We start from the raw sequence: 14,233 nt of genomic DNA, 5'->3' as shown, positions 1-14,233 counted from the left end.
ATACATCCTAGATCATACATCACTTTATCGCTTCTTCCACTGGATTCCCGATGCATCCGTTTGGTTCGAGCAGTTTAAGAAGGGCCGTGATGGTTGGTGCTATGTCATGAATATGCGTACGACGGAGCGTTTGACCAGGTTTTACCCCCCAGCCATACAGTAAAAAAGGAACGTGGGTGTCGTAGGCGTAGGTAGTGCCATGGGTAGTCCCTTTAGACCGGCCTTCGAGCCAGCCTGGTGCCTGCATCACATAAAAATCGCCACTGCGGTTTGGGTGGTAAACGTTACGAAACAGATTCTCCTGCAAAGATGGCAGCGCTTCGGCCCCAAGGTTATGCAGGTTAACAACATTGACAACAGCTTTCTGCTTCAACAAGGTTGCCTGCAAAAGTTCATAAACCTGCTGAATAGGAACTTTCTTTTCTACCAGCAAAGCATGATTCAGGTAAATCTGCTGATTGATATAGGCCAGCATCCATTGCCCTGGGCCATACGCTTTTTCAAGAGTGGCTTTTACCGTTTCCCCAATCTCGCCATAGCTTTTGGTACCTGACGGAATACGGTACTCCTGCAGAAATCCCGGCGCATCGACTACCCCATGATCGGCCGATAGGAAGGCGACCCATTGCCCTTGCCCGACTGTTGCATCCAGTTGCGAAAAAATATCGGCCAACTGCCGATCGAGCCGAATGTAATTATCTTCCGTTTCAATGGCATGGGTGCCAAAGGCATGGCCAATGTAATCGGGCGAGGAAAAGCTAAGGCAAAGCATATCGGTCACGTCATGCTGGCCTAACTGCTCACCTTTGAGCGCTGCTAGCGCGAATTCTTTCGTGATCTGATCACCATAAGGGCTGGTACGCAGTACTTCATATTTACTGCTGCCCGTTTGAACGGCAAACTCGTGGGGAAAAACAGATTTGGCTTCACCCGGCATCGTGCTTTCATACGGCTTATCATCGGACGTACTTTCTGTGTACTGGTTCAGAGGAAGCGTAGTTTCCCATTTTTGAGTCAGGAACTGATCACCCAGCTTACGCGCATTGAACTCCTGCACCCATTTCGGTAATTCATTCTGGTAGAACGTGCTGCTGATGAAATTACCGTCTTTCGAATCGTACCAGTAGGCGGCATTGGCTGAATGCCCTGCTGGCAAAATAGCCCCCCGATCTTTCAGCGCAATACCGATCACTTTTGACCGACCATCGGTAGCCAGTTTAAGCTGATCACCGATAGTAGTTACCAGCAAGTTCCGGGGCGACATTTTTCCGGCGGTTCCGGTATTCCCCACGGTACTGACGGTTGTATCTTCGGCACAATAGAGTAGTCGTCCAATATTCCGTTCGTAAAAATCATTACCGACAATACCGTTCAGGGCCGGAGCCGAACCGGTATAAATAGCAGCATGACCCGGACCGGTATACGTAGCTGCGTAATGGTAGTGATTATTGCGGGCGTTGAAGCCACCATCCATCATGCGTCGGAACCCACCCGTGCCAAATTTGTTGTAGTATCGATACAAATAATCATAACGCATCTGGTCAACCACAATGCCTACCACCAGTTTTGGTCGGGCCAACGCTTGTCCAGCCGTTGGTTTGGCCGTTGCAGTTGAAGGTTGTTTGGATTGAGCGAAAGCAGAGAGTACTGCTAAAGGGATTAGAAAAGCAGAAGTAATCAGGCGCATAAAGCCGTTTCGTTGGTCGTTAAGGTAACTTGCTGCAAATGTACAAAACAAAAGCAGAGGGTTATTGATTGCCCAACATGAAGTCATTGTTAATGGCATTTCGTCAGAAACTGGCCGTTGTCTTTCGTGCTACGTTTTACCGACTATATTTTTTAGAGGTGCTATTCAATGAAAATCAGCCTAATCTTGTTCAACTACTGGAACTGGATTCATCTCTATGATTCACATTACTGGACCAACTACCTTCTGGCTAACAGCAACCCTGTTTTTCATCGCAATATTTGGGCGCTATGTGCTCTTTTCAATCGCATTCTGGTGGATATTCAAAGTTTCGATGAAAGATCAGTTTGCTCACCGTGAGGTCCAGTTACGGCCTCGTAAAGCAGGCCAGGACTGGCGCGAAATTGGATGGTCTGCCATTACATCCTTAATTTTCACCCTAATTGCTCTTGGCGTTATTCTGGCTTATCAGGATGGATTTACCCAAATTTATACGGATCTATATGCCTACCCTTTACTTTGGTATCCGGTGAGCATTCTGCTGGTCCTATTCATCCACGAAACATACTATTATTGGCTTCATCGCTGGATGCACAAGCCCGGTATATACCGCCTGGTTCATAAAACCCATCATGATAGTCTGACAACATCACCCTGGACAGCTTTTTCGTTCCACCCGCTTGAGAGTACATTACAGGCGATTATTATTCCAGCCTTAACGTTCGTACTTCCACTACATTTTACTGCCGTTGGTCTGATTCTGATTATCATGACCTTTTCGAGTGCGGTTAATCATTTGAACACGGAAATCTACCCGAAAAACTTCGACCATCACTGGCTGGGCCGCTGGCTTATTGGCGCGACGCACCATAGCCTCCACCATACGCAGTTTCGGTTCAACTACGGCCTCTATTTTACATTCTGGGATAAGTGGATGAAAACAGAAAGCCCGGATTTCCACCGAACATTTGGAGAAAAAACAAGTAACAGTATTAGGAGCGAGAAGTGAGGAGCGGGAATGGCTGGCGCATATACTTTCCTTGATGCGCCAGCCATTCCCGCTCCTCACTTCTCGCTACCAGTACTAAACCTTACTTACTTCGCTCAATTGTATACTGCACTAGTTGGTGTAAGGATTTCCGATAAGCAGAATCAGGATAAGCATTTAATAGATTCTGAGCCTCTGTAACGTATCGATTCATTGCCTGGGTAGCATATTCGATACCACCTGAATTTTTCACAAAAGCAATCACTTCAGCCACCTTTTTCGGGTTATCGCTTTCATTCTTGATGATATTGATAATCCGCCGTTTTTCCAGAAACTTAGCCTTATTGAGCGCATAGATCAGGGGCAGGGTCATCTTTTTTTCCTTAATATCGATACCCAGGGGTTTACCAACTTCGGCAGTTCCGTAATCGAACAGATCATCTTTAATCTGAAAAGCAATACCCACTTTTTCCCCGAACACGCGTGCCTGCTCAACGGCAGCAGGATCAGAACCCGCTGAACAGGCACCTACTGCACAACAGGCCGCAATCAACGACGCTGTTTTTTGACGGATAATTTCGTAGTAAACATCCTCGGTAATATCCAGCCGACGCGCTTTTTCAATCTGAAGCAGTTCGCCCTCGCTTAGCTCCCGAACGGCCATGGTTACAATCCGCAGTAAATCGTGGTCATTATTGTCGATAGCCAGGAATAGCCCACGGGTCAACAAATAATCACCGACCAGAACGGCTACTTTATTTTTCCAGAGGGCATTGATTGAAAAAAAGCCACGTCGATAATTCGATTCGTCGACCACGTCATCGTGAACCAGCGACGCGGTATGGCAAAGTTCGATAAGTGACGCCCCCCGGTAGGTCGATTCGGTAATTTGGCCGCAAACACCCGCCATCAGAAATACGAACATCGGGCGTAACTGTTTGCCTTTCCGCTTGACAATGTATTTCGTGATTTGGTCCAGAAGCATCACATCGCTTTTCATTTGCTTCCTGAATTTCTGCTCGAACAATTCCATTTCGGCAGCAATCGGAGCTTGTATATCAGCGACGGTAAGAGACATATTGGAGTCGATAGTTGACAGTCGATTGTTGCGAGTAACCAGTCAACAGTGAGATACCGGCTATTAAACCTACTCTCTTTATCATTGACTGACAGCTAACGCGTATCGGCTATCGACTAAATTTCTGGCAATATTAGTAAGGAAAGCGCAGATGCCGAAAAGGCATTTTGAAAAACACGTCCATTCTCACAACTATCGATACGGCAATTCGTTTTGATAATTATTTGAAAAGCGTCAACTTACCGACCTTTACATCCAGTCGCTTCTGTTTCATGATTGATAATCCTACTCCTCCCGTTCCAAAAGCAGAGGCCATTCTGCCTGCATCTCAATCCCCCATGCGTGCCCTTGTACTGGGCGGAGGATCACTCAAAGGAGCCTTTCAGGTTGGTGCAGTCATGGCGCTTTTTGAATCGGGTTTTGTCCCCGATCAACTCTATGGCATTTCAGTAGGAAGCCTTAATGCAACCTTTATTGCCAATGAAGCCGCCCGCCAGTATAGTGAAACCGGGCAGACAGACTGGGTAAAAGTAGGGAAACACCTCATTGAATTCTGGATACGCAACATCACAAAACCCGACGATGTGGCCGTGATTCGATCGCGATTCAGAATGGGTTATAATACGATTATGAGCCGTTTCGATGGGTTACTGGACAATTCGCCCATTCAGAACCTGATCAGTAAACATGTCGACATGGAGACGATACGCAAAGGCCCGGTGAAGATAAAAGTTGGTGCCGTCGATATCATTCAGGGTGATATGTATTATGCAGATGCCAGCGATCCCCATTTTCTGGATTACGTATATGCCAGTAGTTCGTTACCATTTCTGATGCCGGCCGTTCAGATTGGTGGCGATCATCGACGGGCCTTTTTAGACGGTGGTCTGCGTGAAGTAGCCCCTTTGCGGGTAGCCATCGAAGACGGCGCTACAGACATTGCCTGTGTAGCCTGCCATGCCCGAAAAATATATAACGAGAAATTTAACTACCGCAACCTGCTGAATCTGATGGACCGAGTGAAAGACATTACGGTCAACCAGTTGGTTAACAATGACATTGCCTGGGCAGAACGGTTTGCAGAGCGCGAACGACTACATGGCCGAACGCTGAACCTGACGGTTATTCGGCCCACCGAACCACTTTCCCTGAACCTGATGAAATTTACTTCTGAAGACATTAGTAAGATGATTATACAGGGCTATCAGGCTGGTGTTGAACTTCTGAAAAAAAGTACGGTCGACAAAGAAGTACGGTAAAGCACGCGATAGTTTCACCGTGCCGAGTATGGCCCAAAGATAGCTTTCACCCTGTATGATTCACTCTGATCGTCCAGAACCAGTACATGATACCTTTTACCCCCTTTTTCGACGCGAATGACAATATGCCCTGACTCACTTTTCAGGCGGGGCAGCAAATCGGCAATGATCGTTTTGGCCTCTGGCAGCAGATGTGTAGCAAATACATCTCGTTCACCTCTATAAAATTTGTCTGAAAAAAGCCTTTCGAGAACATCACGACCAGGATGGGATGAAGCCCAAGCTGGCAGGATCAGAACCCTTGGTTGTAGACTGGATAGCAATGATCCATTTTGCGAATCGGGGTAACCATGATGATCGACCAATTGAACATCGACTGGCCCTACAACCTGGGCGACAGGCGTTTCGACATCATGCCAGGCAGGTGCGCCAAACTGAAGCACGCCCTGAAGATCTGCCCCAGAAAAATAATCAAACGCTCCGTACCGAATCTGTAGTGCTATACTGCACATATTTTCGTTTGGATAATCAGCTGGCTTCAACGAACGTAAATCGGGGAACAGACCCTTTATTTTGTCCCCCTCACCTGTCCACAGTTCGCCATTGACCATCAGATTTCGCACCTCAAAGGGATATTTCTGCCGAACTGACAGAGATTTCACCGAAACGATTTGGTCGACCCTACCAGCCTGAAATCGCTCGACAACCAACCCGTTACGTTGTTGCTGCCATGATAAAAAACGCCGATAATTAACCACCATCGAATCAGCATCCATCGGTTTGGGGTACGCATAATCGGGCCAGCCACGATCCAGCATTTTATGAATCGGCACGTATTCTGCAACTTCGGTAATGCCTGCCAGGGTATACTCTCCTTTCGATCGCTTAACAACATTAAGTGGTGTCCCCATATGATCGTCGTGAAAATGCGTGACGATGGCGTAATCAATCGCAGGGTTACGCTGAAAACGCAATACGTTTCGTATATATCGAGCAATCCACTCACCTGCCTGCCGTTCGTTACTGGGCCAGGTAGGGATATTCCGGGGCTTGTTCGTCCGCCAATCCATCGAACTGATGGCACCAGCATCAATCAACAATGTAGTACCCTCCGGGAAAACCACAAAAGTAGCATTACCCTGTCCGGTATTGATATGATGAATATCGAGCTGTCCCTCCTGCCAGACCGGAACCGGCTCGCCTATTCGCTGTGCCCATCCCCAGTAAGGCAGAATAATCAGAAACGCAGTAATTAATTTACGGAGAGCACCCATAGTTGATGAACCATTAAAAGAGCGCAGCTACCGCTACAGGACGGTCGGTTGTAATAATATCGCCCCCTTGACGCAGTAATTCCCGATAACCTGATACCGCTTCAGCCATTGGTTTTTCGTCCAGTTGCCCCACACCATAGGTACCAACTGAGCAGGGGATGTTAAGCTTATGCAATCGTTCGTAAAAGGCGGTAGGCTGAAGTCTCTGTGGCGTTAGCGCAATCAATCGACCCGATGAAGCTAAAGGTGTTTTTTCGAAGTGCTCCAGATCGGGCATACTATTTACCCCAACGGCCAGCCAGAGCGTTGGGTATTGATCCCGTACCCGCTGCGCTTCGGCTATTGAATAACAAATTACAAACACAGAATGCACCGCCTGGTGTTTCTCTACGACCTTCATTACTTGGAGTGGATCAGTACCGGGCTTTACATCCAGCGCAAGCATATACCGGTTTTTATTCCAGTTCAATATGTCAGTAAATGTGGGTACCTGCTGCGTGGTAAGTTCACCAGCCAATGTTTTTAGTCTGACTTTTTTCAAATCTGCCAATGTCCATTCAGCGACTGCCCCTTTGGCATCCGACTCCCGATCAAGAGTAGGATCATGCAATAGCACATAACCACTGTCGCGGGTCAGGCGTACATCCATTTCGATGATGGCATCAGGAAGTTTTTTGGCTGTCTTCTCGAAGGTAGTTATCGAATTTTCGGTATCGGTTGAGCCCGGCCCACCCCGATGCGCCAAAATAAGCGGATGTTCACGATTGGGTTTTAGCCGAAAATATGCGTCAATCGTTTGGGTATCTTTAAACCTATTAACACGTTGTGCCGCAACCTGAACAACCGCTAAACTGATCAGAAGAACTAAAAAGGAAGCTTTCATAGACTAAATCTACAACAACAAAAAATCCCCCGCCAAAACTGTGCGGGGGATTTTTATACGGGAATGAATCCATTTAGAACGAGTAACGAACGCCAAGCTGAGCCTGCCAAACGTTATCCACCGTGATACTTTTGGTGAATACGTCCTGCAAAAGAACCGTTTGACCATTCACAGATTGCGTACCTAACCGATACGTTGGCACACCAGCCGCACTAACGCCTACCAGAGAGAGCGGCTGTGTAGACGTTGTTGTCCAGCCTACACCCCATTTGTTATTGAGCAGGTTACCAACGTTCAGAATATCAGCCCGGAATTGCAGTGTGTGCTTGGTTCCTTTAGCGCCTACAGCGATGTAAAACTCCTGCATCACCGTGAAGTCGAAACGGAGTAGATCAGGAGAGAACACACCGTTACGTTCGACGTATTGACCACGACGACTCTTCAGATAATCATTGTTCTCGATATATTTTTCAAAAGCAGCCTGCTGTTGTTCAGGAGAATACACAACGGCTGATGCTCCAGAACCTACGGTCAAAGCCGAGAATGTCAGCTCTGAAGCGCTTTTGGGAATATAAAGGAGGTCGTTTGTGGTTTGGCCATCCCCATTCAGGTCACCACCGACAACCAGGTTCGTTTTATAACCAGTCGTATACTGACCACCCAACGTGAAGGTTGTAGACCCACCAAACTTACCGCCATAGTTCAGGCGATAGTTTAGATAGCCGATGACACGATGCCGAAGGTCGTTATCACCGAACGAAAGACCCAGATAATTTTGACCTTGTACAGTTGGTACGTTGGCTACAACCGTGCTACCAACTGACTGAATATCCCGAGCCAGGCCGTATGTCCAGGCGAGCATCCCACCAAAACCGTTCGTTGTTGGCTTTTCGAGTTTTGCTGTGAACGTATAGGCTTCACCCTGAGTCGAGTTTTTCAGGATAAACGCGTTTGTGATAGCCGTATTATTGAAACGAGCGATGTTAACAGCACTGGTAGCCGGTCCCTGCGAACCCGATACACCTGATGCTGGAAAACGATTCCGGGTATCAGAGCCACTCAGTACGCGATCGGGAGCTTTCAGGTTAGCATCGATATACCGCAAACCATACAGCGTCTTGTTGTAAATGAATTCGAGGGTACCAATTAAGCCCCAAGGTAACCGTTGGTCAATAGCGATGTTTGTTTTCCAGACCAGCGGATATTTCAGGTTCTGGTCCGTTGCGTTGATTACATACGGAGTCAGTTTGGTAATATCCGTTTGAGTCGGATCAGGCCGTACAGCAGCCGGTAGTTTGCTTGGATCTGTTACAAACGGATACGCTGTGCTGTTGGTAGCCGTTATCAGAGCTGTATTTACCCCGTTGTTACCCAATTGGTTCGATACCAATACTTCAGGAATTCGCGACACAAAGAAGCCACTACCACCCCGAATCTGAGTCATTTTGTCTCCTTTCACATCCCAGTTAAAACCAATCCGGGGCGATAACAACAGACGTGTTTTGGGGAAAGAACCCGTCGTAACCTTATAATCTGCGTTGTTTTCATCTTTGAATGTAAGACCAGCCACAACTGGGTTGTTGAAGTCTTTAGCCGTCGAATTGTCATAGGCAAAGATGTCAGCACGAAGACCAGCCGTCAGTTTGAAATTCGGATTGACCTGGAATTCATCCTGAATATACGCACTGTAGGTGCTTCTGTGCAGTGTTTGTAATGGCTCAGCACCACCTGGCAACAGCGAGTAACGCAGGTTATAACGAGCTACTGCAACGGGCGAAGTTGTGCTGTTTGGGTTGCTAATCGAAGCAAGCGCTGCCGTTTTAAAATCAGCAATCGAGTTGTACACATACACGCCATTGGATGCAGGGAAGAAAACGTTGTTAGACGTGTACTTCTCATAAGACAGACCCAGCGTCAGCGTATGCTTACCAGCGAAGTAACTGAAGTTATCAGTGATATTCAGGGTCGAATAATTCAGTTTGTTGTTTGGGGTGAAGGGGTCAAAACCAACCGTCGTATAAGTCGTACCATCTTTCAGGATGTCGACCGTTGGGAAGACACCTGTTTTATAAGTACGGTCTTCGTTCTGATAGTTGTAGGTAGCCACCAGTTTATTTGCAAACTTACCGCTGAAGGTCGAGTTCAATTCAGCAGCAATCGAACGAGTATTGTCAGCAATGATATAGCCGGTATTCTCTGCAGAAACCGCCAGTGACGAGTTTGTCCGGTTACCATTACCCGCTGTATTACTACTGTTACTATTGCTAATGATCTGGCCCGACTGCGAATCGTGGTGCGAGTAACGTACCGAAAGTTTGTGGTTGTCGTTGATGTTATAATCCAAGCGAATCAACCCTTTCGTACTTTTCACATCGTTGTTGAAATTATCGTAAGCACCCAGATCGAAGTTGAAGTTGGTCTTCATGAAGCTGCTCAAATCGTCCATGTCAGCTTGGGTCACCCGCGATACGTTACCAGTAGTACCTGTTCCCCGGTTAATTACCCAATCAAGAGCAGGTTGACTGCTCTTGTATTGCTCCAGGTTAATGAAGAAGAACAGTTTGTTTTTGATGATTGGACCACCCAAACGCAATCCAAGTGTATTTTGGTTGATATTAACAGGAGGCAGATCGCGGTCATCAGCTTTCTTTCCTACCAGACCATTATTGCGCCACAGATAATAAGCTGAACCTGAAAAGTCGTTGGTACCGGAACGTGTTACGGCGTTGATGCTAGCACCAGCAAAACCTGTCTGGCGAACATCGAACGGAGCTACGTTCAACTGAATTTCGTCCAGAGCATCCAGCGAAACGGCTGTTGTACCCGTACGGCCACCCGCAATAGCTGAGCTACCCAATCCGAAGCCGTTATTGAACACAGCTCCGTCAATAGTTATGTTGTTAAAACGAGCATCCTGACCACCGAATGACTGGCCGTTGCCATATGCGTTGTATTTAGTGATATCATTGATCGTACGACCTAATGTTGGGGTCGTATTGATCATAGCACGACCGTAGGAAGCAGCAGCCCCCGTGCGGTTTGAACTAATAATATCATTTCGGTTTCCGGTCACAATAACCTCCGACAAGGCCGTGCTATTGTCAACCATTTTGAAGTTTACGTCAGCAGCTGTACCCAGATTGGTAAAAACGCCCTCAACTACCTGATCTTTGAAACCAACATAGGTAGCAGTGATTTTAAAAGGCCCACCCACCCGAACACCGGGGAGTGTGTACCGGCCAGATGCGTTCGTCGTGGTACCGTACCGGCTACCCGACGGCTCGTGGATGGCAACGACAGTAGCTCCGGGTAAAAGGCCACCTTTATCGTCGGTAACTTGTCCGCTGATTACGGAGGTCGTTACCTGTGCCATGGCTGCGCTTCCGCCGAGCACAGCCAGTAGAATACTGCCGATTAGCATAAAAGCCGCTCGAAAATGCAGTAGATTTTTAGACATAGAAGTGTTTGTTTGGTTAGCAGTGGTGAGTGTTCATCGATTCGATGCGTTCTCAATTAGGAGACAAATATGCTATTTTTTTTGAGCTTCCAAAAGAGGGGCGTCTTAAAAAAGTACCACCATATCAATTTCTATAGACAAATTCCTACAAATAACACAATTTTTAAATGTTTACGTTCTATTAATCAATGTTACCATATTATTAAGTCATTTTTTGCCACTTGCCCATTTCGATGGTCCATTGAATCTGTTTCAATAAATAACCTGACCGGCTCTTGCCCGACTACCTGATTTCTGTCTTAGTTTTGCCTTATGATGACTCCTGCGGAAACACAATCGATACAGCTTACCCAATACAGTCATGGAGCCGGATGCGGCTGTAAGATATCGCCTAAAATTCTGGATAAGATTCTGCATGGACGCACCAGTAATGCAGCCCTACCGTTGCAAACAAGCCAACCTTTGCTCTCCTCAATTAGCCATTCCCTTATCGTTGGCAACGATTCACGCGACGATGCAGCCGTAATGGATATCGGTAATGGTGAAGCCATTATCAGCACGACAGACTTTTTCATGCCCATTGTTGATGATGCGTTTGACTTCGGGCGGATTGCTTCAGCCAATGCTATTAGTGATGTGTATGCAATGGGCGGAGAGCCGATAATGGCGATTGCCATACTCGGTTGGCCATTAGACAAATTGCCGCCGGAGGTCGCGGGTCAAGTGCTGGAAGGGTCCCGTGCTATTTGTCGGGAAGCAGGTATTCCACTAGCAGGTGGTCACAGCATTGATTCCCCTGAGCCGATCTTTGGGCTGGCGGTTACCGGACGGGTACGACTTGACCACCTCAAACAGAATAACACCGCTACGCAAGGCTGTCGGCTCTACCTAACTAAACCATTGGGAGTTGGTATACTAACGACAGCCCAGAAGAAAGGCTTGTTAAAACCCGAGCATGCTGATATAGCACCCCACCAGATGGCTCAACTTAATAGCTTTGGCGCTGTTCTAGGTAAATTACCGTACGTCAAAGCCTTAACCGATGTGACTGGTTTTGGATTGCTTGGGCACCTGATCGAAATGGCAGAAGGCTCAGGCCTTAGCGCTGTACTTAATTTCGAAGCTGTTCCTACGTTGGCTATGCTGGATGAATACCTAGCTCAAAAAAGTTTTCCGGGTGGTACAACGCGGAATCTGGATAGTTACGGTCATAAAGTAGCAGAATTAACCGAGTTACAACGGTACGTTCTGGCAGACCCACAAACGTCTGGCGGTTTACTCATCGCCGTAGCTGCCGAGAGTACGGACGAGTTTGAACGCGTAGCCTCCGAAAACGGTTTCCATCTAACCTCGTTTGGTGAACTAGTCGAGCAACGAGAAAAAATCGTGTACGTAAACTAAGGTTTGGATGAAATTATTTTACCGCCAGACTGGCGAGTCAGGTCCGGCCATTGTGATTCTGCATGGCGTATTTGGTTCATCAGATAATTGGCTCACAACGAGTAAAGCCATTGCCGCACGAGGTTACCGCGTTTTTGCGGTCGATCAACGGAATCATGGTCAGTCGCCAAGAGGTAGTGAACACGATTACCAGAGTATGGCGTCCGATCTACACGAGTTTCTTGCCGACCACCAGCTCGATAATCCGATTCTGGTTGGGCATTCGATGGGGGGTAAAGCTGTCATGCAATATGCCATGCTCTACCCAGGCACCTATCAAAAACTCGTCGTCGTCGATATTGCACCAAAATTCTACCCCGTTCATCATGCCGAGCTCATTCGAGGGCTAAAAGCTACTGATCTCACTGCAATTAAAGGACGTACAGAAGCCGATGCGGTTTTGCAACGGTATGAGCCTTCGTACACCGTAAGGCAATTTCTGTTGAAAAATTTATACCGAACCGAGCAGGGCGGATTCGACTGGCGCATAAACATTCCGGTCATCGAACGCGAACTGCATGGTATTGGAGAAGAACTGACCAATCCCCGGATTATTACCGAACCGACGCTATTTATTCGGGGTAGCGAGTCTCCTTACATCCTTGACGATGACATTCCGACGATTAAGCGCATATTTCCCAATGCCCAGATCGAAACAATTCAGGGGACTGGGCATTGGGTACAAGCCGAAAAGCCAGTCGAGTTTGTTGACGTATTGATGACGTTTATTGAAAATAAGTAATGCCAACACTTTACTTAATTCCGACTTTACTCGCCGATGATACGGCACAAATGGTGCTCCCCCCTACTATTCGCGAGATAATCGAAAAAACAGATACGTATTTCGTTGAAAATGTGCGATCGGCTCGACGGTTTATCAGCAGCCTGAAAACATCCCGGATCATTGACGAGACGCTATTTTTCGAGCTAACTAAAGATACTCCACCAACAGAAACTCGTCGGCAGATTCAGGAGTTGACCGAACGAAAGCAACATGCAGGCGTTTTGTCGGAAGCAGGGTGCCCAGGCGTGGCTGATCCAGGTGCAGTAGTCGTTGGTATGGCTCATACACTGGGGTGGCGTGTCGAACCCCTGGTGGGGCCTTCCTCTATTCTACTGGCCCTGATGGCGTCGGGTATGAGTGGGCAATCATTTGTGTTCCACGGGTACCTCCCAATTGACCGACAAGACCGGGCTCGTACATTACGTAACCTGGAAAAAGAGGCTCAACAGCATCAGCAAACCCAGATTTTCATGGAAACGCCCTACCGAAATGATGCTCTTTTCGCGGATATACTGACTAGTTGTCAGGCAAATACCCGGCTGTGTGTTGCCAGTAATCTGACCGCGCCTGACGCGCTCGTCCGTACGCTAACCATCCGCGAATGGAAATCGAACGTACCAGATTTACGAAAAAAACCAACCGTGTTTCTACTTTTGTAACCGTAAGGTGGCTGGGCTGACGTTTACGAAGCTTGCCCGAATACTTACCTAACAAGGCGGACAAGATGTCTGCGTCACGCATGATTCACTCCTTTACATTTTCTCCGTTTCAGGAAAACACTTACGTCATTGCCGATGAAACGACTAATGAGGCCGTCATCATCGATCCTGGCTGTTATGAACAAGTTGAAAAGGAAATCTTATGGCGTTTTATCGAAACGAATAAACTAACGGTTAAATACCTGCTGTTAACGCATGCCCATCTTGACCATGTATTTGGCGTTGCTTACGTGAAGCGAAAATTTGGGGTAAAGGCCTATCTGAATCAGCTGGACATGGTCATTTATAATGAAGTTGCGTCTCGTTGTGCGCTTTTTGGCTTACGTGGCTACGAACCCTCAGAGATAGATGAGTTTATTCAGGAGGGCGATCAGTTCACATTCGGAAATACCGTGCTGGACACCTTGTTTGTACCTGGCCACGCACCCGGACATATTGCGTTTGTCAATCATGCCGAACGTTATGTAGTCGGTGGTGATGTATTGTTCAGAGGTAGTGTTGGCCGTACAGATCTTCCGTACTGTAGCTATTCTGACTTGATGACCAGTATCCGAACAAAACTGTATACCTTGCCCGACGATTATACTGTGTATCCAGGCCACATGGCTCCTACCACAATTGGTCGCGAGAAACAAACAAATCCATACGTAAAACTATAAAACGG

General features: G+C 47.3%; 11 protein-coding genes. 6 read left to right on the top strand and 5 right to left on the bottom strand.

Annotated elements, in window-relative coordinates; translation table 11 throughout:
- Positions 1-19: 19 nt before the first annotated feature.
- Positions 20-1,687: an alkaline phosphatase PafA gene (pafA, locus tag BGO59_RS13305; RefSeq protein WP_293684103.1), complete on the bottom strand. Its 1,668-nt coding sequence runs from the start codon at positions 1,685-1,687 to the stop codon at positions 20-22.
- A gap of 217 nt (positions 1,688-1,904) precedes the next feature.
- On the opposite strand from pafA, the gene BGO59_RS13300 reads away from it, so the two are divergent.
- Entirely contained in the window at positions 1,905-2,696 is a 792-nt protein-coding gene (locus BGO59_RS13300) for a sterol desaturase family protein (RefSeq protein ID WP_293684102.1), read from the top strand.
- Between the two features lie 82 nt (positions 2,697-2,778).
- Here the strand turns inward: BGO59_RS13300 and BGO59_RS13295 are convergent, their stop codons facing one another.
- Positions 2,779-3,753 carry a polyprenyl synthetase family protein gene (locus BGO59_RS13295; RefSeq protein WP_293684101.1) on the bottom strand — a complete coding sequence of 325 codons (975 nt, stop codon included), beginning with the start codon at positions 3,751-3,753 and terminating at the stop codon, positions 2,779-2,781.
- 272 nt (positions 3,754-4,025) lie between these two features.
- Here BGO59_RS13295 and BGO59_RS13290 point away from each other — a divergent pair, with 272 nt between their 5' ends.
- Positions 4,026-5,012 (top strand): patatin-like phospholipase family protein, encoded by a 987-nt coding sequence (locus BGO59_RS13290; protein ID WP_293684100.1) that lies wholly within the window; start codon positions 4,026-4,028, stop codon positions 5,010-5,012.
- A 14-nt stretch (positions 5,013-5,026) separates the two neighbouring features.
- Here BGO59_RS13290 and BGO59_RS13285 read toward each other — a convergent pair whose 3' ends face one another.
- From BGO59_RS13285 to BGO59_RS13275, 3 genes are all read right to left on the bottom strand, one after another.
- Positions 5,027-6,286 carry an MBL fold metallo-hydrolase gene (locus BGO59_RS13285; RefSeq protein ID WP_293684099.1) on the bottom strand — a complete coding sequence of 420 codons (1,260 nt, stop codon included), beginning with the start codon at positions 6,284-6,286 and terminating at the stop codon, positions 5,027-5,029.
- Positions 6,287-6,299: 13 nt separating this feature from the next.
- Complete coding sequence (locus BGO59_RS13280; RefSeq protein WP_293684098.1) at positions 6,300-7,169, bottom strand: glycerophosphodiester phosphodiesterase family protein; 870 nt, start codon at positions 7,167-7,169, stop codon at positions 6,300-6,302.
- A 73-nt stretch (positions 7,170-7,242) separates the two neighbouring features.
- Positions 7,243-10,626, bottom strand: coding sequence for a carboxypeptidase regulatory-like domain-containing protein (locus BGO59_RS13275; protein ID WP_293684097.1), 3,384 nt, complete (start codon positions 10,624-10,626; stop codon positions 7,243-7,245).
- 315 nt (positions 10,627-10,941) lie between these two features.
- Between BGO59_RS13275 and selD the strand changes: the two genes are divergently transcribed.
- The 4 genes from selD to BGO59_RS13255 all read left to right on the top strand — a co-directional run bounded on the left by selD (position 10,942) and on the right by BGO59_RS13255 (position 14,228).
- Complete coding sequence (gene selD, locus BGO59_RS13270; RefSeq protein WP_293684284.1) at positions 10,942-12,027, top strand: selenide, water dikinase SelD; 1,086 nt, start codon at positions 10,942-10,944, stop codon at positions 12,025-12,027.
- 7 nt (positions 12,028-12,034) lie between these two features.
- Entirely contained in the window at positions 12,035-12,808 is a 774-nt protein-coding gene (locus BGO59_RS13265) for an alpha/beta fold hydrolase (RefSeq protein WP_293684096.1), read from the top strand.
- The gene (locus tag BGO59_RS13260; protein ID WP_293684095.1) at positions 12,808-13,509 is read left to right on the top strand and encodes an SAM-dependent methyltransferase; all 702 of its coding nucleotides are present in this window, start codon (positions 12,808-12,810) and stop codon (positions 13,507-13,509) included. Before BGO59_RS13265 ends, BGO59_RS13260 begins: the two co-directional genes overlap by 1 nt.
- A gap of 80 nt (positions 13,510-13,589) precedes the next feature.
- On the top strand, positions 13,590-14,228 hold the full coding sequence (locus tag BGO59_RS13255) for an MBL fold metallo-hydrolase (RefSeq protein WP_293684283.1): 639 nt from the start codon (positions 13,590-13,592) through the stop codon (positions 14,226-14,228).
- Positions 14,229-14,233: the final 5 nt, after the last annotated feature.

Source organism: Spirosoma sp. 48-14 (assembly GCF_001898575.1).
Taxonomy (GTDB): domain Bacteria; phylum Bacteroidota; class Bacteroidia; order Cytophagales; family Spirosomataceae; genus Spirosoma.
This window is presented reverse-complemented; position numbering and strand designations above follow the sequence as displayed.

What these genes read in the sequence shown, in the direction of transcription:
- BGO59_RS13290 (WP_293684100.1), top strand. Translation starts at nt 4,026, where the DNA reads ATGATTGATAATCCTACTCCTCCCGTTCCAAAAGCAGAGGCCATTCTG.
- BGO59_RS13260 (WP_293684095.1), top strand. Translation starts at nt 12,808, where the DNA reads ATGCCAACACTTTACTTAATTCCGACTTTACTCGCCGATGATACGGCA.
- BGO59_RS13280 (WP_293684098.1), bottom strand. Translation starts at nt 7,169, where the DNA reads ATGAAAGCTTCCTTTTTAGTTCTTCTGATCAGTTTAGCGGTTGTTCAG.
- BGO59_RS13285 (WP_293684099.1), bottom strand. Translation starts at nt 6,286, where the DNA reads ATGGGTGCTCTCCGTAAATTAATTACTGCGTTTCTGATTATTCTGCCT.
- BGO59_RS13300 (WP_293684102.1), top strand. Translation starts at nt 1,905, where the DNA reads ATGATTCACATTACTGGACCAACTACCTTCTGGCTAACAGCAACCCTG.
- pafA (WP_293684103.1), bottom strand. Translation starts at nt 1,687, where the DNA reads ATGCGCCTGATTACTTCTGCTTTTCTAATCCCTTTAGCAGTACTCTCT.
- BGO59_RS13275 (WP_293684097.1), bottom strand. Translation starts at nt 10,626, where the DNA reads ATGTCTAAAAATCTACTGCATTTTCGAGCGGCTTTTATGCTAATCGGC.
- BGO59_RS13295 (WP_293684101.1), bottom strand. Translation starts at nt 3,753, where the DNA reads ATGTCTCTTACCGTCGCTGATATACAAGCTCCGATTGCTGCCGAAATG.
- BGO59_RS13265 (WP_293684096.1), top strand. Translation starts at nt 12,035, where the DNA reads ATGAAATTATTTTACCGCCAGACTGGCGAGTCAGGTCCGGCCATTGTG.
- selD (WP_293684284.1), top strand. Translation starts at nt 10,942, where the DNA reads ATGACTCCTGCGGAAACACAATCGATACAGCTTACCCAATACAGTCAT.
- BGO59_RS13255 (WP_293684283.1), top strand. Translation starts at nt 13,590, where the DNA reads ATGATTCACTCCTTTACATTTTCTCCGTTTCAGGAAAACACTTACGTC.